The 21,965-nt window shown below is 70.0% G+C and carries 19 protein-coding genes; 8 read left to right on the forward strand and 11 right to left on the reverse strand.

Going from position 1 to position 21,965, the window contains the following annotated elements; all coding sequences use genetic code 11:
- Positions 1 to 182: 182 nt before the first annotated feature.
- The 7 genes from TSH64_RS03625 to TSH64_RS03655 all read left to right on the forward strand — a co-directional run bounded on the left by TSH64_RS03625 (position 183) and on the right by TSH64_RS03655 (position 7,481).
- Positions 183 to 1,799 (forward strand): ABC transporter substrate-binding protein, encoded by a 1,617-nt coding sequence (locus TSH64_RS03625; RefSeq protein ID WP_109095595.1) that lies wholly within the window; start codon positions 183 to 185, stop codon positions 1,797 to 1,799.
- A 17-nt stretch (positions 1,800 to 1,816) separates the two neighbouring features.
- Positions 1,817 to 2,815 (forward strand): ABC transporter permease, encoded by a 999-nt coding sequence (locus tag TSH64_RS03630; protein WP_109452232.1) that lies wholly within the window; start codon positions 1,817 to 1,819, stop codon positions 2,813 to 2,815.
- Positions 2,812 to 3,693, forward strand: coding sequence for an ABC transporter permease (locus TSH64_RS03635; protein WP_109095596.1), 882 nt, complete (start codon positions 2,812 to 2,814; stop codon positions 3,691 to 3,693). The genes TSH64_RS03630 and TSH64_RS03635 overlap by 4 nt, the downstream gene beginning before the upstream one ends.
- On the forward strand, positions 3,690 to 4,742 hold the full coding sequence (locus TSH64_RS03640; RefSeq protein ID WP_109095597.1) for an ABC transporter ATP-binding protein: 1,053 nt from the start codon (positions 3,690 to 3,692) through the stop codon (positions 4,740 to 4,742). The genes TSH64_RS03635 and TSH64_RS03640 overlap by 4 nt, the downstream gene beginning before the upstream one ends.
- Complete coding sequence (locus TSH64_RS03645; protein WP_109095598.1) at positions 4,726 to 5,742, forward strand: oligopeptide/dipeptide ABC transporter ATP-binding protein; 1,017 nt, start codon at positions 4,726 to 4,728, stop codon at positions 5,740 to 5,742. Before TSH64_RS03640 ends, TSH64_RS03645 begins: the two co-directional genes overlap by 17 nt.
- A 22-nt stretch (positions 5,743 to 5,764) precedes the next feature.
- Positions 5,765 to 6,313, forward strand: coding sequence for a carboxymuconolactone decarboxylase family protein (locus tag TSH64_RS03650; protein WP_109095599.1), 549 nt, complete (start codon positions 5,765 to 5,767; stop codon positions 6,311 to 6,313).
- 133 nt (positions 6,314 to 6,446) lie between these two features.
- The gene (locus tag TSH64_RS03655) at positions 6,447 to 7,481 is read left to right on the forward strand and encodes an aldo/keto reductase (protein WP_109095600.1); all 1,035 of its coding nucleotides are present in this window, start codon (positions 6,447 to 6,449) and stop codon (positions 7,479 to 7,481) included.
- A gap of 55 nt (positions 7,482 to 7,536) precedes the next feature.
- On the opposite strand, the gene TSH64_RS03660 is transcribed toward TSH64_RS03655, so the two are convergent.
- Genes TSH64_RS03660 through TSH64_RS03710 form a run of 11 tightly spaced genes read right to left on the reverse strand, consistent with a single transcriptional unit; the run spans position 7,537 to position 20,228 of the window.
- Positions 7,537 to 8,538, reverse strand: a complete 1,002-nt coding sequence (locus TSH64_RS03660) for a 2-dehydropantoate 2-reductase (protein ID WP_109095601.1) — start codon at positions 8,536 to 8,538, stop codon at positions 7,537 to 7,539.
- A complete protein-coding gene (locus TSH64_RS03665; protein ID WP_109095602.1) occupies positions 8,535 to 10,190 on the reverse strand; it encodes a rhodanese-like domain-containing protein in 1,656 nt (551 codons plus the stop codon). The genes TSH64_RS03660 and TSH64_RS03665 overlap by 4 nt, the downstream gene beginning before the upstream one ends.
- The gene (locus TSH64_RS03670; RefSeq protein WP_199237433.1) at positions 10,187 to 10,981 is read right to left on the reverse strand and encodes a class II aldolase/adducin family protein; all 795 of its coding nucleotides are present in this window, start codon (positions 10,979 to 10,981) and stop codon (positions 10,187 to 10,189) included. The genes TSH64_RS03665 and TSH64_RS03670 overlap by 4 nt, the downstream gene beginning before the upstream one ends.
- Positions 10,978 to 12,012, reverse strand: a complete 1,035-nt coding sequence (locus tag TSH64_RS03675) for an oligopeptide/dipeptide ABC transporter ATP-binding protein (protein ID WP_199237436.1) — start codon at positions 12,010 to 12,012, stop codon at positions 10,978 to 10,980. Before TSH64_RS03675 ends, TSH64_RS03670 begins: the two co-directional genes overlap by 4 nt.
- On the reverse strand, positions 12,009 to 13,025 hold the full coding sequence (locus tag TSH64_RS03680) for an ABC transporter ATP-binding protein (RefSeq protein ID WP_199237437.1): 1,017 nt from the start codon (positions 13,023 to 13,025) through the stop codon (positions 12,009 to 12,011). Before TSH64_RS03680 ends, TSH64_RS03675 begins: the two co-directional genes overlap by 4 nt.
- A gap of 3 nt (positions 13,026 to 13,028) precedes the next feature.
- Positions 13,029 to 13,922, reverse strand: a complete 894-nt coding sequence (locus TSH64_RS03685; protein ID WP_247872732.1) for an ABC transporter permease — start codon at positions 13,920 to 13,922, stop codon at positions 13,029 to 13,031.
- Positions 13,919 to 14,902: an ABC transporter permease gene (locus TSH64_RS03690; protein ID WP_109095604.1), complete on the reverse strand. Its 984-nt coding sequence runs from the start codon at positions 14,900 to 14,902 to the stop codon at positions 13,919 to 13,921. The genes TSH64_RS03685 and TSH64_RS03690 overlap by 4 nt, the downstream gene beginning before the upstream one ends.
- 25 nt (positions 14,903 to 14,927) lie before the next feature.
- Positions 14,928 to 15,764, reverse strand: coding sequence for an SDR family NAD(P)-dependent oxidoreductase (locus TSH64_RS03695; RefSeq protein WP_109095605.1), 837 nt, complete (start codon positions 15,762 to 15,764; stop codon positions 14,928 to 14,930).
- A 25-nt stretch (positions 15,765 to 15,789) separates the two neighbouring features.
- A complete protein-coding gene (locus tag TSH64_RS03700; RefSeq protein WP_109095606.1) occupies positions 15,790 to 17,190 on the reverse strand; it encodes an LLM class flavin-dependent oxidoreductase in 1,401 nt (466 codons plus the stop codon).
- A complete protein-coding gene (locus tag TSH64_RS03705; protein WP_109095607.1) occupies positions 17,187 to 18,572 on the reverse strand; it encodes an LLM class flavin-dependent oxidoreductase in 1,386 nt (461 codons plus the stop codon). The genes TSH64_RS03700 and TSH64_RS03705 overlap by 4 nt, the downstream gene beginning before the upstream one ends.
- Before the next feature lie 9 nt (positions 18,573 to 18,581).
- The gene (locus TSH64_RS03710) at positions 18,582 to 20,228 is read right to left on the reverse strand and encodes an ABC transporter substrate-binding protein (RefSeq protein WP_247872733.1); all 1,647 of its coding nucleotides are present in this window, start codon (positions 20,226 to 20,228) and stop codon (positions 18,582 to 18,584) included.
- Positions 20,229 to 20,620: 392 nt separating this feature from the next.
- Here TSH64_RS03710 and TSH64_RS03715 point away from each other — a divergent pair, with 392 nt between their 5' ends.
- Positions 20,621 to 21,961 carry an LLM class flavin-dependent oxidoreductase gene (locus TSH64_RS03715; protein ID WP_109095609.1) on the forward strand — a complete coding sequence of 447 codons (1,341 nt, stop codon included), beginning with the start codon at positions 20,621 to 20,623 and terminating at the stop codon, positions 21,959 to 21,961.
- Positions 21,962 to 21,965 lie beyond the last annotated feature (4 nt).

Raw genomic sequence — 21,965 nt, forward strand, 5'->3', positions numbered from 1 at the left:
GCATACGCGAAGATGCGCCTTGACAGCCAAAAATACCTACCATCATACTAGTGAAATAAAATAAAACACAAAAAGAAATAGTGTTTTATTCGCCTCCCGTCCTCCGGGCCATCCTGTTCCGGGCCATCGTGCAAACCCTCACCGGCCCTCGACCCGGTGGGACAGATCAGCAAGGTCATGCCATGACGTCCATTGTTTCCCGTTTCGTCCTGCTGCGCGCCACGGTGCTGGCCGCCGGTGTGGCCTCCCTGTTTGGCGGCGCGGCATTCGCCGGGACGCCGCAGGACGGCGGCACGCTGACCGCCATCGTCCAGCCCGAGCCGGTCACCCTGACCTCGGCGATCAACACGGCGGCGCCGACCGGCTTCATCAGCGGCAACGTCTTCGACGGCCTGATCGATTACGACCTCGACCTCAACCCCAAGCCGGCCCTGGCCGAGCGATGGGAGGTGGCGCCCGACGGCCTGTCCATCACCTTCTTCCTGCGCAAGGACGTGACCTGGCACGACGGGCATCCCTTCACCGCCGCCGACGTGAAATGGACGCTGGAGAATGTCTGGAAGACGATCCACCCGCGCAACCAAGCGACCTTCGGGCGGGTGACGCGGGTCGACACGCCGGACGACCATACGGTCATCCTGCGCCTCAGCGAGCCGTCGCTGGCCATCCTCAGTTCGGTCAATTCCAACGGCGCGCAGGTACTGCCCAAGCATCTGTACGAAGGGACCGACGTCCTCAACAATCCCTACAACCTGAAGCCGGTCGGCACCGGCGCCTTCGTCTTCAAGGAATGGAGCAAGGGCAATTACCTGATCCTGGAGCGCAACCCGAACTATTGGGACAAGGGCAAGCCCCATCTCGACCGGGTCGTCTTCAAGGTGATCCCCGACGCCGCCGCCCGCGCCGCGGCGCTGGAGAAGGGGGACGTGCAGTATGCGGTCTTCAGCCCGGTGCCGCTGAAGGATGCCGAGCGTCTGGGCAAGCTGCCGAACCTGAAGATCGAAACGCGCGGCTACGAGTGGATCTCGCCCTGGCTGTTCTTCGACCTGAACGTCGACAACAAATATCTGAAGGATGTGCGGGTCCGCCGCGCCATCGCCCACGCCATCGACCGCAAGGCGATCTCCAACATCGTCTGGTACGGCTTCGCCAAGCCGGCGATCAGCCCGGTGCCCTCGACGCTTCCCGCCTTCCACGACGCCACCGTTCCGCAATACGAGTTCGACGTCAAAAAGGCCGAGGCGCTGCTGGACGAGGCCGGCTACAAGCGCGGCCCGGACGGGGTGCGCTTCGCGCTGACCCATGACTTCATCCCCTATGGCGACGACTACAAGCGCACCGGCGAGTATCTGAAGCAGGCGCTGAAGCGCGTCGGCATCGAAGTGACGATCCGCAGCCAGGACACCGCCGCCTTCACCAAGCGCGTCTACGGCGACCGCGACTTCGACATTTCCAGCGCCTGGTTCGCCGCCTTCTCCGACCCGCAGGTCGGGGTGACGCGCGCCTACTGGTCGGGCTGGGTCGGCAAGAACACGCCCTGGACCAACGGCTCGGGATACCGCAACCCGGAGGTCGACGCCCTGATCGCCCAGGCCCAGGGGCAGGCGCGCCAGGAGGACCGCATCGCAACCTTCAAGAAGATCCAGCAGATCGTCCAGACCGACCTGCCGTCGATCCCGCTGGCGGAACTGAAGTTCTTCTCGGTCCACGCCGCGAACCTGAAGGACGTGGTGACCCACGGCGACCAGATCTACGGCTCGCTGAAGGACGCCTGGTTCGACAAGGCGGCATCGAACTGATCATGGCCGGATTCTCGATGCCTGTGGGCAGGGTTGGCCGGCGGCGGCTCCGCTTCTGGGCGGGGAGGCTGGTTCACATGGCGCTGGTCGTGCTCGGCATCGCCGTCGTCAACTTCTTCCTGCTGCACCTGGCCCCCGGCGACGCGGCCCAGGTGCTGGCGGGGGAGGCGGGATCGGCAACGCCGGAATACATGGCGGCCCTGCGCCGCCAGTTCGGGCTGGACCAGCCGCTGCCGGTCCAGTTCGTCCAGTATCTCGGCAACCTGCTGACCTTCAACCTCGGTTTCTCCTTCCGGCATGGCCTGCCGGTGCTGGAGCTGATCGGACAGCGGCTGCCGGCCACCCTGCTGCTGATGACCGCCAGCATCGGGTTCGCCGTGCTGGCCGGATCGGCGCTCGGCGTGGTCGCCGCGCGCAACGCCGGTCGGCTGGCGGATACGCTGATCTCGACGCTGGCCCTGCTGTTCTATGCCACGCCGGTGTTCTGGATCGGACTGGTGCTGGTGGTGGTCTTCTCGGTCGGTCTGGACTGGCTGCCGGTCGGCGGCATGACCAGCGTCGAGGCCGGCTATGGCGGCTGGGACCATGTCAAGGATGTGGCCCGTCATCTGGTGCTGCCGGCGGCGACCCTCGGGCTGTTCTACCTCGCCATCTACACCCGCCTGATGCGGGCGGCGATGCTGGAGGTGACGACCCAGGACTTCGTCCGCACCGCCGTCGCCAAGGGGTTGAGGCCGCGCCGCATCGCGCTGCGCCACGTGCTGCGCAACGCGCTGCTGCCCGTCGTGACCATGCTCGGGGTGCAGGTCGGCTCGATCCTCGGCGGGGCGGTGCTGGTGGAGACCATCTTCGCCTGGCCGGGGCTGGGCCGCCTCGCCTTCGAGGCGCTGTTCCAACGCGACCTGAACCTGCTGCTCGGCATCCTGCTGTGCAGTTCGGCGGTGGTCGTGGTCGTCAATCTCGCGGTCGATCTCCTCTACACGGTGCTCGATCCGCGCATCGAGCTTGCCAGATGAGCATCGCCCAATCCGTCCTTCCCGCTGCGGAGGAGCGGCCCGTCCGCCGCGGCCTGTTCGCCCGCCTGCTGCGCCGGCCGTCGGCGGTCGCCGGGCTGGCGCTGCTCGGCGCCATCCTCGCCATGGCGGCGCTGGCCGACGTCGTCTATCCGGCCGATCCGCTCGACATGGTGGGCACGCCCTTCCTCTGGCCGGGCGCCGATCCCGATTTCCCGCTCGGCACCGACATGATGGGGCGCGACATCGCCGCCGGCATCTTCCACGGCGCGCGGGTGTCGCTGCTGATCGGCGGGGTGGCGACGCTGGTGTCGCTGGTCATCGGCGTCGGCGTCGGCGCCATCGCCGGCTTCTTCCGGGGCCGTGCCGATCACGCACTGATGCATGTGACCGAGCTGTTCCAGACCATCCCGCCCTTCCTGTTCGCCATCGTCATCGTCGCCATCCTGCAACCGACCATGACCACGGTGGTACTCGCCATCGGACTGACCTCCTGGCCCAGCCTGGCCCGGCTGGTGCGGGCGGAGGTGCTGCGCCTGCGCGACGGCGAAATGGTCCAGGCCAGCATCGTGCTCGGCCTGTCGGATGCGCGCATCATCCTGACCCATGTGCTGCCCAACGTGCTGGCGCCGATCGTCGTGTCGGCCTCGATCATGGTGGCGTCGGCGATCCTGACGGAATCGAGCCTCGCCTTCCTGGGCTTGGGCGATCCCAACATCGTCAGCTGGGGCAGCATGGTCGGCGCCGGCCGCGAGGTGCTGCGCACCGACTGGTACGTCGCGACATTGCCGGGCCTCGCCATCGTCGCGGCAGTGCTGGCCCTGAACCTGCTCGGCGACGGGCTGAACGATGCTCTCGATCCCAGGCAGAACCGCCGATGACCCAATTCCCTCAACCCGTTCTGGCCCAGCCCGTTCTGGAGGTGGAGGATCTGTCCATCCGCTTCCAGGAGCGCGGGCGCAGCCTGCTGGCGGTGCGCAACCTGTCCTTCCAGGTGGCGCGCGGCGAGACGCTGGCCATCGTCGGCGAGTCCGGCTGCGGCAAGTCGATCACCGCGCTGGCCCTTCTCGGCCTCGTTCCACCGCCGGGCCGCGCCGAGGGCAAGGCGATCCGGCTGGAGGGACGCAACCTGCTGGGGCTCGGTCAGGAGGCTCTGCGCGATGTCCGCGGCCGCCGCATCGCCATGGTCTTCCAGGAACCGATGACCACGCTCAACCCGGTGCTGACCATCGGCGAACAGATCGTCGAAACCATCCGCGACCATGAACCGGTGAGCCGCCGCGAGGCCCGCGACCGCGCGCTGACGCTGCTGGAGCGCGTCCACATCCCCGACCCGGTCCGCCGCTTCGGCGAGCACCCGCACCGGCTGTCCGGCGGGATGCGCCAGCGGGTGGTGATCGCCATGGCGCTGGCCTGCAACCCGGCGGTTCTGGTCGCCGATGAGCCGACGACGGCGCTCGACGTCACCATCCAGGCGCAGATTCTCGACCTGATCGACGAGCTGAAGCAGGGCGGCATGGGCGTCGTCCTCATCACCCACGATCTGGGCGTCGTCGCCGGCCATGCCGAGCGGGTGCTGGTGATGTATGCCGGCCGCAAGGTCGAGGAGCGCGCCGCCGCCGACCTGTTCGCAACCCCGCTGCACCCTTACACCCGCGGCCTGATCGCCGCCCGCCCGCGCCGCCGCGTCGAGGGCGGGGAGCGTCCCCGGCTGGTCGAGATACCCGGCACCGTGCCGTCGCTGGCGGCGATGCCGCCGGGCTGCGCCTTCGCCCCGCGCTGCGCGCTGGCGACGGAGGATTGCACCGCGGCCGAACCGCCCCTGACAGTGCTCAAGAACACATTGTTGGAAGACGGGCAGGTCGCCTGCCTTCGCGTCGGAGACTTCCTTGCCCCAAGCCGCAGCCTTCCCCATGCCCGCCTCGCCTGACCCCGTGCGGCCCGATGCCGGGCAGGGAGACCCGCTGCTGGCGGTCGAAGACCTCGTCGTCCGCTACGACACGCCGCATGGCGTCGTCCATGCGGTGGACGGGGTGTCGCTGACCGTCGGGCGGAGCGAGACGCTCGGCCTCGTGGGCGAGTCCGGCTGCGGGAAATCGACGCTCGGCCGGGCGATCCTGCGGCTGATCGAGCCGGCCGCCGGCCGCATCCGTCTGGACGGCGACGATCTGTCCGGCAAGAGCCGGGCGGCGCTGCGCCCGATCCGGCGCAAGTTGCAGATGGTTTTCCAGGATCCGTTCGGCTCGCTCGATCCCCGCTGGACCGTCGGGCAGCTGCTGGCCGAACCGCTGCACGTCCACGGCATCGGCCGGCGGTCGGAGCGGCGCGACCGCGTTGCCGAGCTGCTCGCCCGCGTCGGCTTGCCCGCGGATGCAGCCTCGCGCCATCCGCACGAGTTTTCCGGCGGCCAGCGCCAGCGCATCGGCATCGCCCGCGCGCTTGCCCTGTCGCCGGCGCTGGTGGTCTGCGACGAGCCGGTGTCGGCGCTCGACGTCTCGGTGCAGGCGCAGATCCTCAATCTGCTGGACGATCTGCAACGCGATCTCGGCGTCGCCTTCCTGTTCATCAGCCACGACCTGTCGGTGGTCGAACACATCGCCGACCGGGTCGGCGTGATGTATCTCGGCCGCATCGTCGAGACCGCCCCGCGCGCGGCGCTGTGGCGGCGTCCACTGCACCCCTATACCCGGGCGCTGTTCGATGCGGTCCCCGATCTGGACCGGCCGGCGGAGCGGCGGACGCGGGCGGCGCTGACCGGCGACCTGCCCAGCGCCTTCGCGCCGCCGGCCGGCTGCCGTTTCCACACCCGCTGCCCCCTTGCGGTCGAGCGGTGCCGCCATGAGGCGCCATCGCTGCGTGCCGTCGGCGACGCGGACCACCTCGTCGCCTGTCACCTTGCCGAGCCCCCGTCGAAAACCGATCTTGTCTGATCCGACAGAAGGAACCGTTCCCATGGCCCGTGTCCGCAACATCGAAATCGAGGACGTCAGCGGCGAAGCACGCGCCGTCTACGAGCGCATCCAGCGCGACTACGGCCCCTTCGGCAACATGTTGCGCGTCTTCGCCCACCGCCCGCCGGCCTTGCGGCATGTCTTCGGGCTGCTGCTGGAGTCCGCCTCCGACGCGGTGATCTCCAAACGGCATCTGGAGATCGTGCTGGTGACCGCGTCGAAGGCGGCGGCCTGTGCCTACTGCGTCGCGCACCATGCCCCGCGTCTGGTCGAGCAGGGCCTGCCTGCCGAGACGGTGGAGCGGATCCTGGAGCCGGACGTGCCGGGGCTCGACCCGGTGGACCGTCTGGTCCGGGACTATGCGGCGCAGGTCACCCGCGACCCGGCACGGGTGAGCGACGCCCTGTTCGCCCGTCTGCGCGAGCATTTCAGCGAGGAGCAGGTGGTCGAACTGACGCTGCGCACCGCGCTCTGCGCCTTCTTCAACCGGTTCAACGAGGCGCTGGGGATCGAGATTGAGGACGACGCCCTGACGCTGCCGCTTGCCTGAATGGCGGGACGGCTGTTCCATTGGTCTCGGCGCAGGGATCGGTCGCGCGGAGTGCGCCCAAGGCTGCCGGCCAAGGGGGCCGCCGGCCGGGGATTCGCAGGGTGAGGCTTCGAGCCAAGGGAGATTTGGGGACATGGTCGATTACCGCAATCTTGGCCGAAGCGGACTGAAGGTTCCGCCGCTGGCGCTGGGCACCATGATGTTCGGCGGGCAAGCCGACGAGGCGACCGCCCACCGCATCATCGCGAAGGCGCGGGCGCAGGGATTCACCTTCATCGACACCGCCGACGTCTATCATCAGGGCGCGTCGGAGCGGGTGGTCGGAAGCGCGATCCGCGGCGACCGCGACGCCTGGGTGCTGGCGACCAAGTTCGCCAACCCGATGGGGGAGGGGCCGAACAGCAGGGGCATCTCGCGCAAGTGGATCGTCGAAGCGGTGGAGAACAGCCTGCGCCGCCTCGGCACCGACTACATCGACATCGCCTATATCCACCGGGCGCCGCTCGATGCACCGCTGGACGAGGCGGTGCGGGCGATCGCCGATCTGATTCGGGCCGGCAAGCTGCGCTATTTCGGCCTGTCCAACTTCAGCGGCTGGCGGATCGCCGAGATCGTTCATCTGGCCGACGCCCACGGCATCGACCGGCCGGTGGCGAGCCAGCCGCTCTACAACATCGTCGACCGCAAGGCGGAGGTGGAGCAGCTTCCGGCCGCGGGCCATTACGGGATCGGCGTCGTCTCCTACTCGCCGCTCGCCCGGGGCGTGCTGACCGGCAAATATGTTCCCGGGGCGGCACCGGCGCCGGACACCCGGGCCGGCCGGGCCGACCGCCGCATCCTCGAAACCGAATGGCGCCCGGAATCCCTGGCCATCGCCCAGGAAATCCAGAACCATGCGGCCGCCCGCGGCATCTCCGCCGCCGATTTCGCACTGGCCTGGGTGTTGAACAACCGGCTGGTCACCGCCGCCATCGCCGGCCCCCGCACCGAGGAACAGTGGGACGCCTATGTGCGGGCGCTCGATTACCGCTTCACCGCCGAGGACGAGGCGCTGGTCGACCGTCTGGTGTCGACGGGCAATGCGTCCACCCCCGGCTACAACGACCCCGGCTATCCGGTCGAGGGCCGCGTCCCGCGCATCCAGGCGGCCGGCCCGGTGCCGGACTAACGGGGTGTTTGCCGCCGATGGCGATGCAGGGGTTAAAAAAAGACCTGCGGCGCCGTCACCGGCGCAGGGACCGGTCCAGGCCGCGCAGAATCGGCAGGACGATGTCGATGACCGGCGTCGGAACGGACCGCTCCCTGGCATAGGCCTGCACTTGGCCGAGCAGGCATTCGACCTCGGTGGCGCGGCCGTGCAGGACATCCTGCAGCATGGAAGGCCGGGTTTCCGAGCGCGTGGCTGCCCACCCCATCGTATCGTCGGCATCGGCGTGCTGGGTCAGATCATAGCCGAGCGCCCGAGCGGTGTCGGCCACCTCGCCGGCGATGCGCCGCCCGAGGTCCGCCAGCTCGGGGTCGGCGGCCCGGTCCTTCGCCGACAATCGGGTCAGGGCGGCCAGCGGGTTGCCCGGCGCGTTGACCAGCAGCTTGAGCCAGATGTCGGTCCGGATGTCGGTCGACAGCAGGGCGGGCATGCCGGCGGCGGTGAACAACTCGACCAGTCCGCGGGCCCGTGGGCTGTCGCCGCCGTCAGGCTCGCCGATGATGAACCGGTTGTGTGCGCCATGCACGACGACGCCCGGCTCGACGATCTCGTTGGGCGACATCACGACCCCGCCCAACGTCCGCGCCGGCCCGACGTTTCGCCAGAGCGCGGCGTCAGGATCGAGCAGCGGCAGCGGACCGCCGCTCTCCCGCAGGCCGCCTTCCCGCAGGCCGTGGTTCCACCACCACGGGATTCCGTTCAGCAGGAAGACCGCGACTCCCTCGGGAGCCAGCAGCCGGGCGAGAGCGCCTGCCGCCGCTGGGAGGGCCGGCGCCTTCAGCGTGACGACGACGACGTCCTGCGGCGGCAGGGTCGACGGATCGTCGGTCGCCACCGGCACCGCGACGCGGAACTCTTCCCGATCGCTCCGGAAGGTGAGGCCGCGCTCGCGCATCGCGGCCAGGTGAGGACCGCGCGCGATGACGGAGACGTTGGGGACACCGGCGCGCAGCAACCTCGCCGCCACATGGCTGCCCACCGCGCCGGCCCCGAAGATGCAGATCCGTGGGGCGGTCATCGCGCCGCCGCCGGTCCGATGCGGAAGCCGGCGGCTTCCGGTGTGCCGACGGCCCCCGGCAGCGACAGCTCCCAGTCGAGATAGGCGCGCGACGCTTCGAGGTTGCCGCTGTGGCGGTCATGGAGCCAGAACAGATGGTCGATGCGGTCGGCATCGGCAGGGTCGGAAGGCGACGTGACGACCGTAAGGCCGGCGGCCGTCCAGGCCGCTTCGCCGCCGGGAAGGACCGCGGCCGGAATGCCGGCCTCTTCCAGATCCAGGGCGAGGAGATGGGCGGTCACCGGATCCCGCCCGGTCACCACGACCCCGGCCGCGCGGTCGAACCGATCCGGCGGACCGAGGCGCGAGCGGTTGGCCCAGAGGGCTCCCGCCGGGTGGGAGCGACGGTAGTCGCCGCTGGAATCCGAGAAGAGCAAAACCGCACCGCGCCGCAGCCGGTCGCCGGCCTCCTCGGCGGAAAGAACCTTCGCCCGCGGTGGGGCGGCGGGCACCGCATGGGCGGGGGGCGGGGCGGTCCCCGACACCAGCCCGGGCAAGACCAGCGCATCCCAGCCGAGCTGGCGCAGCCAGTGCGCCGTCACGGTGGCGCGCACGCCGTCGTCGTCGGTCAGCACGATCCGTGCCCCGCGGGTGGCCGCCCATGTGTCGAGTGCCTGCACCAGCTGCCCGCCCTGGGCGGACGGAACCCCGTCGGCGTGTCCCCCGGCATGTTCGGCCGGCAGGCGGACGTCGAAGAGATAGGTGGTTCGGGCGGGATCGGCACGCAGCCGCCCCAGCGCGGCGCGGTCGATCACCGGGACGGCGAAGCGCCGGGCAAGGTCGGCGGCGCGCTGTCGCGCCAGCTCGCGGGCCTCCGGCCCCACCGGCGGCCGGGGCGGAAGCGGCGTGTCGCGCTCCAGCTCGAAGCCGGCAAGGCGCCAGCCCTGGGTTCCACCCGACAATGCGACCACGCGGTTGGGAACGCCGGCGTTGATCAGCGCCTGCGCGCCGATGATGCCCCGCGTCCGTCCGGCGCAGGACACGACGACGAGGCTGTCCGGCGAGGGAACGAGGTCGGCGAAGCGGTGGACGATCTCGGCACCCGGCGCGCTGACGGCACCCGGCACGTGGAAACGCTCAAACTCCTCGGCGGTGCGGCTGTCGAGAATCACCAGATCAGCCCCGGCCCGGACGAGCCGGTCGAGTTCGGCCGCCTCGATGTCCGGCGTATGATAGGCGTGTTCGACGCATTCGGCGAATGCCTTGCCCGGCACGTTGACGCTGGGGAAGAGCGGCAGGCCGGCGGCGGACCAGGACTCCGCCCCACCGGACAGCACCTGGACGCCGGTATAGCCGAGCGCCGAGAGCCGGCTGGCCGCCCGCGCGGCGACCGGCTCTTCGGCCAGCAGGACGATGCGGGTGTCGGCGCGCGGGACAAGCGCGGCGATGTCGAACTCCAGCCGGCTGAACGGAATGTTGACGGCGAGAAGCGGGTGCCCCTCGCCGAAGGGGCCTTCCTCGCGCAGGTCGAGGACGGCGATCTCGCCGCCGTCCTCCAGCCAGTCCAGAAGCGTCCGGGGATCGATGCCGGTCGTCCCGGCTGGCGTTTTGGCCGGGGCGTGGGGGAAGGCGGTCACGGCGGTGCCCTTTCGGTGGAAAACGGAGACGGTCATTCGCGGTAGCCGGGGTTCTGGCGGTCGAGCAGCCGCTTCAGGGCGCCGAAATGCAGCTCGTGGCCCGACGGCACGCCGGGGGCCAGCGGGGTGCCGGTGATGGTGGCGTGGACATGCGCGACCATCTCGCCGGGCAGTTCGCGAAGCGGCTTGCCGGTCCATTGGGCGAAGAGCTGCACCCGCGCCGCCCGCTCCAGCGTGTAGAGCCGGTCGTAGGCTTCCGAGACGGTCCGGCCGGCGACCAGCACGCCGTGGTGCGCCATGATCAGGATGGTCCTGTCGCCGAGGATGTCGGCCAGACGCTCGCCCTCGGCCGGGTCGCGGGCGAGGCCGGTGTAGTCGTCGTCATAGGCGATCTCGGCGATCAGCTGGGCCTCGGTGTGACCGATCGGCAGCAGCCGCTGGTCCTGCAACCGGGTCAGCGCGCTGGTGTAGGGCATGTGGGTGTGGAACAGCGCGGCGTGCTGCGGCTTGCGCCGGTGGATGGGGGCGTGGATGCAGAAGGCGGAGCGCTGGAGCGGTCCCTTGCCGTCGAGCAGGCGGCCGTCGTAGTCGACGGTGAGCAGGTCGCTGGCCTTGATCTCCGACCAGTGCAGCCCGAGCGGGCTGACATAGAAGCGGTCGTCATGTCCCGGCACCGCCAGGGTGAAATGGTTGTAGATGCCCTCGCTCATCTCCTGGATCACCGCCAGGCGCTGGGCCGCGGCCAGATCGACGCGGGCCTGCCTCTGCTCGGCCATCTCGAAAGTCGGGTCATGCGCGGGGACGGGCTTGCCGGTGACGGCGTTCATTGGACGGTGTCCTTCTGCAGGGAATGGGGGAGGGACGGGGCTGCCGCACCACCGGGCGCGGCATCGGGTGCGGCATCGGTCGCGGAATGGAGATGGCAGGCGACCGCATGGCCGGGGGCGATCTCGGCCAGCCGCGGCGCCTGCTCGCGGCACAGGCGGGTCGCGAAGGGGCAGCGGCCGGCGAAGCGGCATCCGGGCGGCGGATCCTGCGGCGCCGGCAGGTCGCCCGGCAGCAGCCGGGTCCGGTCCAGCCCGCGCCGTTCGGGGTCCATGCGCGGAACCGCGGCGATCAGCGCCTGGGTGTATGGGTGGGCCGGCGACCGCCACAGGGCCGCGCGGTCGGCGATCTCGACGATCTGGCCGAGATACATCACGGCGATCCGGTCGGCGAGATGCTGGACCACCGAAAGGTCGTGGCTGATGAACAGGTAGGCGATCCCGCGCGACGCCTGGAGGTCGGCCAGCAGGTTGAGGATCTGCGCCTGCAGCGAGACGTCGAGCGCCGAGACCGGCTCGTCGCAGACGATCAGGCTCGGCTCCAGCATCAGGGCGCGGGCGATGGCGATGCGCTGGCGCTGGCCGCCGGAGAATTCATGCGGCAGCCGGTCCGCCATCTCCGGGTGCAGCCCGACCTGGGCCATGACCTCGCGCACCCTGTCGCGCCGCTCGCTCCGGTCGCCCCGGCCATGCACGGCCAGCGGCTCCTCCAGGGCGCGGCGGATGCGCTGGCGCGGATCGAGCGAAGCCGCCGGATCCTGGAACACCATCTGGAAGCGGCGGCGGTGCGGGCGCAGATTGTGGCCGCTCAGCCGGCCGATGTCCACGCCGTCGAGCCGGATGGCGCCGGAATGCGGATCGACGATCCGCATGATCGCCTTGCCGAGCGAGGATTTGCCGCAGCCGGACTCGCCGACCAGACCCAGCGTCCTGCCGGCGTGCAGGGAGAAGGACACGCCGTCAACCGCCATCAGGGAGCCGCGCCGGGTGGCGTAGCGGACGCGGAGATCCTCGACCTCGAGAAGCGCGCTCATTCCGCCGCCCTCCATTGGCTGCGGTCGGTCCATCGCGGGACCTGTCGGGGCGTCCAGGCCGGCAGTTCGACCTTGTGGCAGGCGACCGCGGCCCGCCCGTGCCGCTGCAACGGCGGAACGGCGGCGCAGCCGGCATCGGCGTCGGCGCAGCGCGGAGCGAAGGCGCATCCCGGCGGGATCGCGCCCGGCAGGGGCACCAGGCCGGGGATTTCCTGCAGCCGCTGCCGCGGCGGCGGCTCGCCCAGCGTCAGCCGCGGCTTGGCCCCCATCAGCCGGCGGGTGTAGGGGTGCAGCGGGGCGGCGAACAGGCCGGGCGTGTCCTGCTCCTCGACCTTGCGTCCGGCATACATGACCAGCACGCGGTCGGCGGTTTCGGCAACGACGCCGAGGTCGTGGGTGATGAGGATCAGCCCCATGCCGAGGTCGCGGCGCAGCTCGTCCAGCAGGCAGAGGATCTGCGCCTGGATGGTGACGTCGAGCGCCGTCGTCGGCTCGTCGGCGATCAGCAGGGCGGGGTTGGCGGCGATGGCGATGGCGATGGCGACCCGCTGGCGCATGCCGCCCGAGAAGCGGTGCGGATGGTCGTCGAGGCGGCGGTGGGCGTCGGGAATATGGACGAGATCCAGCAGCTCCGCCGCCCGCGCCCGCGCCGCCCGGGTACCGAGCGGGCTGTGGGCGCGCACCGCCTCGGCGACCTGCTCGCCGACGGTCAGCACCGGATTGAGCGCCGACATCGGGTCCTGGAAGACGATGCCGATGCGGTCGCCGCGCACCGCGCGCATCCGTGGCTCGGGCAGGCCGGTCAGTTCCAGGCCGTCGAGCCGGACCCGTCCGCCGATCCGTCCCGGCGGCCCGACCAGCCGGGTCAACGCCAGCGCCGTCATCGACTTGCCGCAGCCGGATTCGCCGACGATGGCCAGCGTCTCGCCGGCCTCGACCGAGAAGGACAGCCGGTCGACGACGACGGCGTCGCCGAAACGGACGGTCAGGTCTTCGACTTCGAGCAGGCTCATGGGTCACCTCACGGGGGTGCGGGGATTGAGGAGATCGTTCAGGCCGTTGCCGATCAGCATGAAGCCCATGACGGTGAGGAAGATCGCCCCGCCGGGAAGCGCGGTCATGTACCAGGCCGTGCGCAGCATCGGCCGGCCGGCGCCGACCATGCTGCCCCAGCTCATGCCGTTGGGGTCGCCGAGGCCGAGGAAGGACAGCGAGGCGTCGGACAGGATCGCCTGGGCCACCAGGATCGAGGCGGCGACCACGACCGGCGCCAGGCTGTTTGGCAGCACATGCAGCAGCACGATCCGCCCGTGCCCCATGCCCAGCGTGACCGCGGCGTCGACATAGTCGAGACGGCGCACCCGCACCGCCTCCGCCCGCACCAGCCGGGCGATCTGCGGCCAGGCGGTGATGCCGATGGCGAAGCTGATGCTGGCGGTTGTCGGCCCGAGGATCACCACCAGGATGATGGTGAAGAGCAGGCTCGGCATGGTCTGGAACAGTTCGCTGATCCGCATCAGCACGTCGTCAACGGCGCCGCCGAAATAGCCGGCCAGCACGCCGGCAGTGATGCCGACCAGCAGCGCCAGCATTGCCGCGGCGATGCCGACGGTCAGCGAGGTGCCGGCGGAATGGGCCATCGCCGCCGCCATGTCGCGGCCGAGCATGTCGGTGCCGAGCGGGAAGCGGGCGTCGACGCCGGGCCAGGTGCCGGCGGGGCCGGCCATGTCACGCGGATCGCCCGGATAGAGCAGGCCGGCGGACAGGGCAACGGCGACGACGGCGGCCAGCAGCAGCAGGCCGACCAGCAGCGCCCGCGAGCCGCGCAGCCGGCGCAGTCCCGGTGTGCGCATCAGGCGCTGGAGGATGCCGCCCGGCATCCCGCCATGGGTCGGGGCGGACAGGCTCATTGACGGACCTCCACCCGCGGGTCGAGCGCCGCATAGAGCAGGTCGACCGACAGATTGACGACGATGACGATGAAGGAGCTGCACAGGAAGATGCCGAGCAGCAGGTTGACGTCGCGCGAGAATACCGCCTCCTGCGCCAGCCGGCCGAGACCGGGCCAGCCGAAGACCGTCTCGACCACAACCGTGCCGCCGAAGATCGCGCCGAGCTGCAGGCCCGTGACCGTCACGATTGGCAGCAGGGCGTTGCGCAGCACGTGGCGGACCACCACGCGGGCCTCTGTCAGTCCCTTGGCCCTGGCGGTGCGCACGAAATCGAGCCCGTAGACCTCCAGCATCGCCGAGCGCGTGATGCGGACATAGATCGACAGGAAGAACAGGCTGAGCGTCACGGCCGGCAGCACCAGATGCCGACCGATGTCGAGCCACTCGTCCCAACGGCCGTGGTAATCCGCTCCCACCGTCACCATGCCGGCGGACGGCAGCCAGCGCAGCTCGATCGAGAACAGCACGATCAGCATCAGCCCGACCCAGAACAGCGGGGTGGCGAAGCCCATGGTGGAGACGACCGAGATCGCCTCATCCAGCAGGCTTCCGCGCGACCGCGCCGCCACCACGCCGAGGAGCACGCCGATCAGGAGCGCGAACAGGATCGCGGTCAGCGACAGCAGGATCGTCGCCGGCAGGCGTTCGAGGATCAGCTCGCCCACCGGCATGCCCTGGCGGAAGGAATAGCCGAGGTCGAAATGCAGGATGCCCTGGATGTAGTTCAGGAACTGGAGGTGGACCGGAATGTCGAGCCCGTAGAGCCGGCGCAGGTTCTCCATGAACTCCGGCGTCGCCGAGCCGGACTCCCCGGCGATGACGTCGGCGAGGTCGCCCGGCGTCAGCTTCAGCAGCAGGAAGTTCAGCAGCACGATGGCGAAGGCCATCGGCAGTGCCTGGACCAGCCGGCGGAAGACGTAGCGCAGCGATGTCGGCATGGCGTTCTCCGTCCGCAGTCGGCCGCTACAGGGCCAGGCTCTGGCCGCCGTCCACCGCGACCAGCGCGCCGACCACGTAGCTCGCCCGCTCGCTGGCCAGGAACAGCGCCACCTCGGCGATCTCGTGGGCCTCGCCGTAGCGGCGCAACGGCGTGGCGGCGGCACCGGCGGCCAGCGCCTCGTCGCGGCTGATGCCGAGGCGTTTGGCCTCCAGGGCGAGGTTCTGCTCGATGCGGTCGGTCAGGGTGAAGCCGGGATTGATGGCGTTGATGCGGATGCCGTAGGGCGCGTATTCGCGGGCCAGCCCCAGCGTCGACAGCAGCAGGGCGGCGTTGGCGGAGCCGCCCGGCAGATGGGTGCCGGAGGGAATCCGGCCGCCGGTGCCGACGATGTTGACGATGGCGCCGATCTGCCGGGGCGGAGGCAGCCGGGGTTCCGCCCGGCCATCCGCCCCGGCCCCCGCCCTGCGCCGGAAGCTCCTGAGCACGGCGTCCTGGGCGTGGATGTAGGGGAAGAACTTGGCGTCCAGCCCGGCCTTCCAGGCGGCGGCGTCGAGGTCCTCGGCCGGGGTGCGCTTCGCGGCGCCGGCACTGTTGATCAGCACCTCGACCGGGCCGAAGGGGCGTTCGGCCTCGGCGACGGCACGGGCGGCCTCGGCTGCGTCGGCGAAATCGGCGGCGACCGTCGCGACCTCCAGCCCCTCGGCGGCCAGGGCGGCCTGTGCGGCGGCGAGGTTCTCACGGCTGCGCGACGCGATGACCACGCGCGAGCCTTCCCGGGCGAAGGCGCGGGCGGCGGCGAGGCCGAGCCCCTTGCTGCCGCCGGTGACGAGGACGACCTTGCCGGCAAGGGCGAGATCCATGGCGAAACTCCTGTTGATCTGGAGGTCAGGCTGTCGGGCCGGGATGGCGGAAGGCATGGCCTGGATGGCGCGGCGAAAGCCGGGCGCGGCCGGGACCGAACAGCTTCTCGCGCAGGGTGCCGGGGCTGTAGTCGGTCTTGTAGACCCCGCGGTCCTGGAGTTCGGGCACCAGCAGGTCGACGATGTCGGTCAGGTTGGCCGGCTCCACCACGCGGGTGAGGTTGAAGCCGTCGGCGCCGGCCTCGACCCAGGTCAGCAGCTCGTCGGCCACCTGCGTCGGCGTGCCGACGATGAAGGGGCCGCGCCCGCCGACCTCGCCGAAATCGGCGAGATCGCGCACCCGCCAGACGCGGTCCGGGCTGCGCAGGGTCATCGCCTCGATCTTCGACTGCATGCCGTTGCTCTTGACGTAGCGCACCGGATCGTCGGGGCCGTATTGCGAGAAGTCGATGCCGGTCCAGCCCGACAGCAGGGCGAGGGCGCCCCGGGTGTCGAGATGGCTGCGGTACTCCTCGTACTTGTCGCGCGCCTCCGCCTCGGTCGAGGCGACGATGACGGTGGCGCCGACGAAGACCAGCAGATCCTCCGGGTGCCGGCCATAGGCGGCGGCGCGGCGGCGGATGTCGGCGGCGGCCTCCGCCACCGCGGCCCTGCTCTGGTTCATGAACACGCATTCGGCGTGGCGGGCCGCGAATTCGCGCCCGCGGCCCGAGGTGCCGGCCTGGTAGAGCAGGGGGGTGCGCTGCGGCGAGGGTTCGCTCAGATGGATGGCGTCGAGATCGAAGAAGGTGCCGCGATGGGTGATCCGGTGAACCTTCTCCGGCCGGACGAAGACCCGGCCGGCCTTGTCGCGAACCGCGGCATCGTCCTCCCAACTGCCCTCCCACAGCCGGTAGGCCAGTTCCAGGAACTCGTCGGCGCGGTCGTAGCGCTGGTCGTGCTCCCGCACCCCGCCGTCGCCGATTGCGCGGGCGGCGCTCTCCAGATAGCCGGTGACGATGTTCCAGCCGACCCGCCCCTTGGTCAGGTGGTCGAGCGTGGAGAAGCGGCGGGCGAGGTAATAGGGCTGCTCGTACCCGACCGACGCGGTGACGCCGAAGCCGAGATCGCGGGTCGCCGCGGCCATGGCGGAGATCAGGACCGACGGGTCGTTGCTCGGGATCTGGGCGCCGGCCGCCAGCGCCGCGTCCGGCGTGCCGGCATAGACGTCGTAGACGCCGGAGACGTCGGCCAGGAAGATGCCGTCGAGCTTGCCGCGCTCGGCGGTGCGTGCCAGCTCGATCCAGAAATCGAGGTCGGTATAGTCGGCGCAGCGGTCCTTCGGGTGGGTCCACAGGCCGGCCCAGGAATGGCCGGGCGCGTTCATGTGGAAGGCGTTGAGACGGATTTCCCTACGGATTTCCCCGTGGCGGGTCCGGCCGGTCATGCCGCGTCCTCCGCCGGCAGATGCCGGAAGGCCGCCGCCGGATGCGGAGCGCTCAGCTGGGCCCGCCCAGGGCCGTAGAGCTTCTCGCGCAGCGTGCCGGGGGCGTAGTCGCGCTTGTAGGCGCCGCGGCTCTGCAGTTCCGGCACCACCAGATCGACGAAGTCGACGTAGCTGTCCGGCGCCACCGCATAGGCGAGGTTGAAGCCGTCGGCGCCGACCTCCTCGACCCAGGACTGCAGTTCGTCCGCCACCTGCGTGGGCGAGCCGACGATCACCGGTCCCTGCCCGCCGATGCCGGCATGGCGGGCGATCTCGCGCAGGGTCCAGGAGCGGTTGGGATCGGCGGTGGTGAAGGCCTCGATGGTGGAGACCACGCCGTTGTCGCGGTCCTCGAAGCGCAGGACCTCGTCGGGATCGCGCCCGGCGAGATCGATTCCGGTCCAGCCGGAGAAGAGCACGAGGGCGCCTTCGTGGCTGATGTAGCTCTGGTAGTCCGCCAGCTTGGCCTTCGCCTCCCGTTCGGTCTCGCCGGTGATGACGGTGACGAGCGGGAAGAACAGAAGCTCGGCCGGGTCGCGGCCGTTCTCGGCGGCGCGGCGGCGCACGTCGCGGACGACGGCGCCGGCCACCGTCTTGGTAGGGGCGGCCAGGAAGATGCCTTCGGCGTGCCGGGCGGCGAACTGGCGCCCGCGCTGCGACCCGCCGGCCTGGAAGAGCAGGGGCGTGCGCTGTGGCGACGGCTCGGTCAGGTGGATGGCGTCGAGGCGGTAATGCTCCCCGTCGTGACGGACGCGGTGCACCTTGGCGGGATCGGCGAAGATGCCGGCCTCGCGGTCCCAGAGGACCGCGTCGTCCTCCCAGCTGCCCTCCCACAGCTTGTAGACCACCTCCATGAACTCGTCGGCGATGTCGTAGCGCCGGTCGTGGGCGACGATGCTGCGCCCCAGCCCCTTGGCGCCGGCCGCCGATTTGCCGGTGACGATGTTCCAGGCCAGCCGTCCGCGGGTGAGCTGGTCGAGGGTGGACAGCCGGCGGGCGAACAGATAGGGCTGCTCGAAGGACAGGTTGCCGGTGACGGCGAAGCCGAGGTCGCGGGTGGCATGCGCCATCGCCGGGATCAGCAGGATCGGGTCGTTGGTCGGCACCTGCGAGCCGTGGCGCAGCGCCGCCTCGATCCCGCCGCCATAGACGTCGTTCACCCCGATGCCGTCGGCGAGGAAGACGGTGTCGAACCTGCCGCGCTCCAGCGTGCGCGCCAGTTCGACCCAGTAGCCGAGATCCTGGTAGGAGGTGGAGCGGTCGCGCGGGTGCCGCCACAGTCCCGGCGACTGGTGGACCGGCCGGTTGACGACGAAGGCGTTGAAACGGATTTCCTTGGCCATGCGTTCCTCTCAGGCCGACAGCCAGGCGTCGGCGAGCGAGGCCAGCGCCGCATCGGGGGCCTGTGACAGACCCCGGAGTTTCCGGCTGTGGATGGTGACGTGCCGCATTTCGGACAGCGGCAGGATCGGCAGATCGGTCATGGCGATCGCCTGCAACTCGCCGAACAGCGCCTTGCGTTTTCCGGCATCCGGCTCGACCTGGAGGGCCTTGATGACGCGGTCGGCCTCCGGGTTGTCGTAGCCGGTGTTGTTGGAGGTCGGAACCCCCCGGACATGGTTGGTCGACAGCAGCAGCCGCGGCAATCCCATCTCCGGATCCATCATCACGGCCACGGTGTTGCTGTCGATGTCGTAGGCGTAGTCGGTGTAGACCCGTCTGGTCCAGCTCGGATAGTCCTGGCCGCGCAGCACGAAGTCGATGCCGACCTTCTTCAGGTTGTTGCGGATGTATTCGCCGGCATCCCGATAGGTCTCGCCGAAGGGCAGATAGTCGTGGGTGACGGTGAAGCGGACGCCGTTCGCCCCCCGTGGCAGGCCGGCCTCGTCCAGCAGCGCTTCCGCCCTGGCGGGATCGTGGTCGTGGCGCGGGACGTCGGGATTGTGGAAGCGGGAGAGCTGCGATGGCACGGGGCTCACCGCCGGCTTGCCGAAGCCGTACCAGACCGTGTCGATCAGTCCCTGGCGGTCGATGGCATGGGCAATGGCGCGCCGCACCCGCAGGTCGGCCAGATGCGGGTTCGACAAATTGAAATCGAGCAGGAAGACGTGGGACTGGAAGGCATAGCCGCTGGTGCTGACCGCCAGCGCCGGGTCGTCGCGGAGCCGGGCGACATCGGCGAGCGGGACCGCGGTGAAGGGAGCATAGTGGATCTCGCCGGTCTCCAGGGCCACCGCCCGCGACGCGGCATCGGGAATGATCCGGAAGACGAGGCGGTCGAGGTGGGGCTTGCCCTCGTCCCAGTAGGCGGGATTGCGGTCCAGCACGATGTGCTGGCCCTTCCTCCACTCCTTGAAGATGAAGGGGCCGGTGCCGACCGGCGCGTTGTTCCTGGGGTTCTTCAGGATGTCGGTGTTCTCGTACAGGTGCTTCGGCATCACCTGCGATTCCGCCGCGTTCAGCGCGCTCAGGATCACCGGGGCCGGCGCCGAGAGGCGGAAGATCGCGGTGTGCGGATCGGGCGTCTCGACGTCGAGCAGGGCGGCGAAGGTCACCCGGCCGCGCGCATGCAGCTTCTTCCACAGCTCCAGCGCGCTGAACCGCACGTCGGCGGCGGTGAAGTCCGCGCCATCATGCCATTTCACCCCTTTGCGCAGCCGGAAGACGATGCTGCGGCCGCCGTCCGACACCTCCCAGGATTCGGCCAGCGCCGGCTGCGGCAGCATCTCCCCGTCGTAGCGCAGCAGACCGTCATAGACGTTCGCGCTGACCGAGGCGTTGGCATAGTTGTTGTTGATCGCGCTGGCGAGTGCCGTCGGTTCCGGCTGGATGACCGCCACCAGGGTGCCACCGCGCACCGGCTGTCCGGCGGCGGGAACCGCTGCCGCAGACGCCACTCCTCCCGGCAGTCCCAGCGCGGCGAGCGCGACGAAGGCCCCTTGTGAGAAGCGGCGGCGCGAGACCGCCGCAAGCGGCGGTCGTGAGGGATTCTTTAGCAACGCGGCCTCTCCCGGCCGGCATCGGCCGGCCTCTGTCCTGATGGCGTTGAGAGCGATCTTGCGGCGGGCACCCGGCCGGACCTGACACTGTCCGTCTGGTCCGGATCCGCCTGGCGAGGGTGGCTGGAGGGTGTCCAGGGGTTCCTGCCCGTCTGGTTTCTATCCTTACTCATTTTTGTCTATAAGATCCATAGACAAAAATATCCCGGTATGTGATTTTATGTATAACAACGATGGACATGCGTAAAACCTGTCCAGATTTCCAGGCTTTCCCGTGGAACCGGGCGGCCCTCCGTGCGGCCCGGCCGTCCAGGGACTTAGCGCCCGTCCCGACCGTCCGCAGCCCTTCCGTCTTCCATTCCAGCGCCATGCGCCATCCAGCGAGAGCCGCCATGAGCCCCCCAAGACAGCTGCACCTGAATCTGAACTTCATGAATGCCGGTTCCTACAGCTCCGCCTGGCGACGGCCGGAGAGCGAGGCGACGGACTTCATCGACCCTGCCTTCCTCGTGCGCCAGGCCCAGCTCGCCGAGCGGGGCACCTTCGACGCCGTCTTCCTCGCCGACAATCCGGCCCTACCGGACCGGCCGGACCTGCGGCCCTACCAGGCCCTGGAGCCGACCATCGTGCTGGCGGCGATGGCTGCGGCGACGACGCACATCGGGCTGATCGCCACCCTGTCGACCACCTACAACGAGCCCTACAACGTGGCGCGCCGCTTCGCGTCGCTCGACCATGTCAGCGGGGGCCGGTCGGGATGGAACATCGTCACCACCGCTGAAACCGGCACGGCGCGCAACTTCGGTCTCGACGAGGTGCTGCCCCATGACCAGCGCTATGCCCGCGCCGTCGAATTCGCCGATGTCGTGACCGCCCTTTGGGACAGCTGGGAGCCGGACGCCCTGGTCGGCGACAAGGAAAGCGGACGCTTCATCGACGGTTCCCGCATCCGTCCGATCAAGCATCGGGGACGCTACTTTTCCGTACAGGGGGCTCTCAACGTTCCGCCTTCGCCGCAGGGCCGGCCGGTCATCGTCCAGGCCGGAGGGTCGGGCGACGGCCAGGAGCTTGCCGCCCGCCATGCCGATCTCGTCTTCTCGGTCGCGCACAGCCTCGATGAGGCCAGGAGCTTCGCCGATGGCTTGCGGGCCCGGCTGCTGCGTGCCGGCCGGGCCCCGGCCGACGTGGTGATCTGCCCCGGTATGGTCACCATACTCGGCAGCACGGAGGCCGAAGCGAAACGGCGCGAGCGGGAGCTGTGGGAGAGCGTGCCCATCGACTACGGGCTCGCGCGGCTGGCCCGCACCCTCAACGTCGATCCCGGCCGGCTGAAGCTGGACGAGCCGCTCCCCGCCGACATCCCGTTCCCGGAGAATCACAGCCAGACCTTCTTCAAGGGAACCGTCACGCTCGCCCAGCGGAACGGACTGACGGTGCGCGATCTCGTCAAGGCCCAGGGCGGCGGCGGCACCCAGCACCGCCTGGCTGTCGGCACGCCGGAGCAGGTGGCCGACGGAATCGAGGCGTGGTTCCGCTCGGGCGCCGTCGACGGCTTCAACATCATGCCGGACGTCACCGCCTCCGGCCTGGAGATCTTCGTGGAGGAGGTCGTTCCGCTGCTGCGCAGGCGCGGGATCTTTCGCGAGGCCTACAGCGGACGAACGCTGCGCGACCATCTGGGTTTGCCGCCGCCTGCCGTCCGGCATCGTCGACCGGTGGCAGCCACGGTCTGATGCC

It is taken from the genome of Azospirillum sp. TSH64 (assembly GCF_003116035.1).
Taxonomy (GTDB): Bacteria; Pseudomonadota; Alphaproteobacteria; order Azospirillales; family Azospirillaceae; genus Azospirillum.

Excerpts from the sequence above, each read along its gene's own strand:
- TSH64_RS03625 (WP_109095595.1), top strand. The coding sequence starts at position 183 with ATGACGTCCATTGTTTCCCGTTTCGTCCTGCTGCGCGCCACGGTGCTG.
- TSH64_RS03630 (WP_109452232.1), top strand. The coding sequence starts at position 1,817 with ATGCCTGTGGGCAGGGTTGGCCGGCGGCGGCTCCGCTTCTGGGCGGGG.
- TSH64_RS03635 (WP_109095596.1), top strand. The coding sequence starts at position 2,812 with ATGAGCATCGCCCAATCCGTCCTTCCCGCTGCGGAGGAGCGGCCCGTC.
- TSH64_RS03640 (WP_109095597.1), top strand. The coding sequence starts at position 3,690 with ATGACCCAATTCCCTCAACCCGTTCTGGCCCAGCCCGTTCTGGAGGTG.
- TSH64_RS03645 (WP_109095598.1), top strand. The coding sequence starts at position 4,726 with ATGCCCGCCTCGCCTGACCCCGTGCGGCCCGATGCCGGGCAGGGAGAC.
- TSH64_RS03650 (WP_109095599.1), top strand. The coding sequence starts at position 5,765 with ATGGCCCGTGTCCGCAACATCGAAATCGAGGACGTCAGCGGCGAAGCA.
- TSH64_RS03655 (WP_109095600.1), top strand. The coding sequence starts at position 6,447 with ATGGTCGATTACCGCAATCTTGGCCGAAGCGGACTGAAGGTTCCGCCG.
- TSH64_RS03660 (WP_109095601.1), bottom strand. The coding sequence starts at position 8,538 with ATGACCGCCCCACGGATCTGCATCTTCGGGGCCGGCGCGGTGGGCAGC.
- TSH64_RS03665 (WP_109095602.1), bottom strand. The coding sequence starts at position 10,190 with ATGACCGTCTCCGTTTTCCACCGAAAGGGCACCGCCGTGACCGCCTTC.
- TSH64_RS03670 (WP_199237433.1), bottom strand. The coding sequence starts at position 10,981 with ATGAACGCCGTCACCGGCAAGCCCGTCCCCGCGCATGACCCGACTTTC.
- TSH64_RS03675 (WP_199237436.1), bottom strand. The coding sequence starts at position 12,012 with ATGAGCGCGCTTCTCGAGGTCGAGGATCTCCGCGTCCGCTACGCCACC.
- TSH64_RS03680 (WP_199237437.1), bottom strand. The coding sequence starts at position 13,025 with ATGAGCCTGCTCGAAGTCGAAGACCTGACCGTCCGTTTCGGCGACGCC.
- TSH64_RS03685 (WP_247872732.1), bottom strand. The coding sequence starts at position 13,922 with ATGAGCCTGTCCGCCCCGACCCATGGCGGGATGCCGGGCGGCATCCTC.
- TSH64_RS03690 (WP_109095604.1), bottom strand. The coding sequence starts at position 14,902 with ATGCCGACATCGCTGCGCTACGTCTTCCGCCGGCTGGTCCAGGCACTG.
- TSH64_RS03695 (WP_109095605.1), bottom strand. The coding sequence starts at position 15,764 with ATGGATCTCGCCCTTGCCGGCAAGGTCGTCCTCGTCACCGGCGGCAGC.
- TSH64_RS03700 (WP_109095606.1), bottom strand. The coding sequence starts at position 17,190 with ATGACCGGCCGGACCCGCCACGGGGAAATCCGTAGGGAAATCCGTCTC.
- TSH64_RS03705 (WP_109095607.1), bottom strand. The coding sequence starts at position 18,572 with ATGGCCAAGGAAATCCGTTTCAACGCCTTCGTCGTCAACCGGCCGGTC.
- TSH64_RS03715 (WP_109095609.1), top strand. The coding sequence starts at position 20,621 with ATGAGCCCCCCAAGACAGCTGCACCTGAATCTGAACTTCATGAATGCC.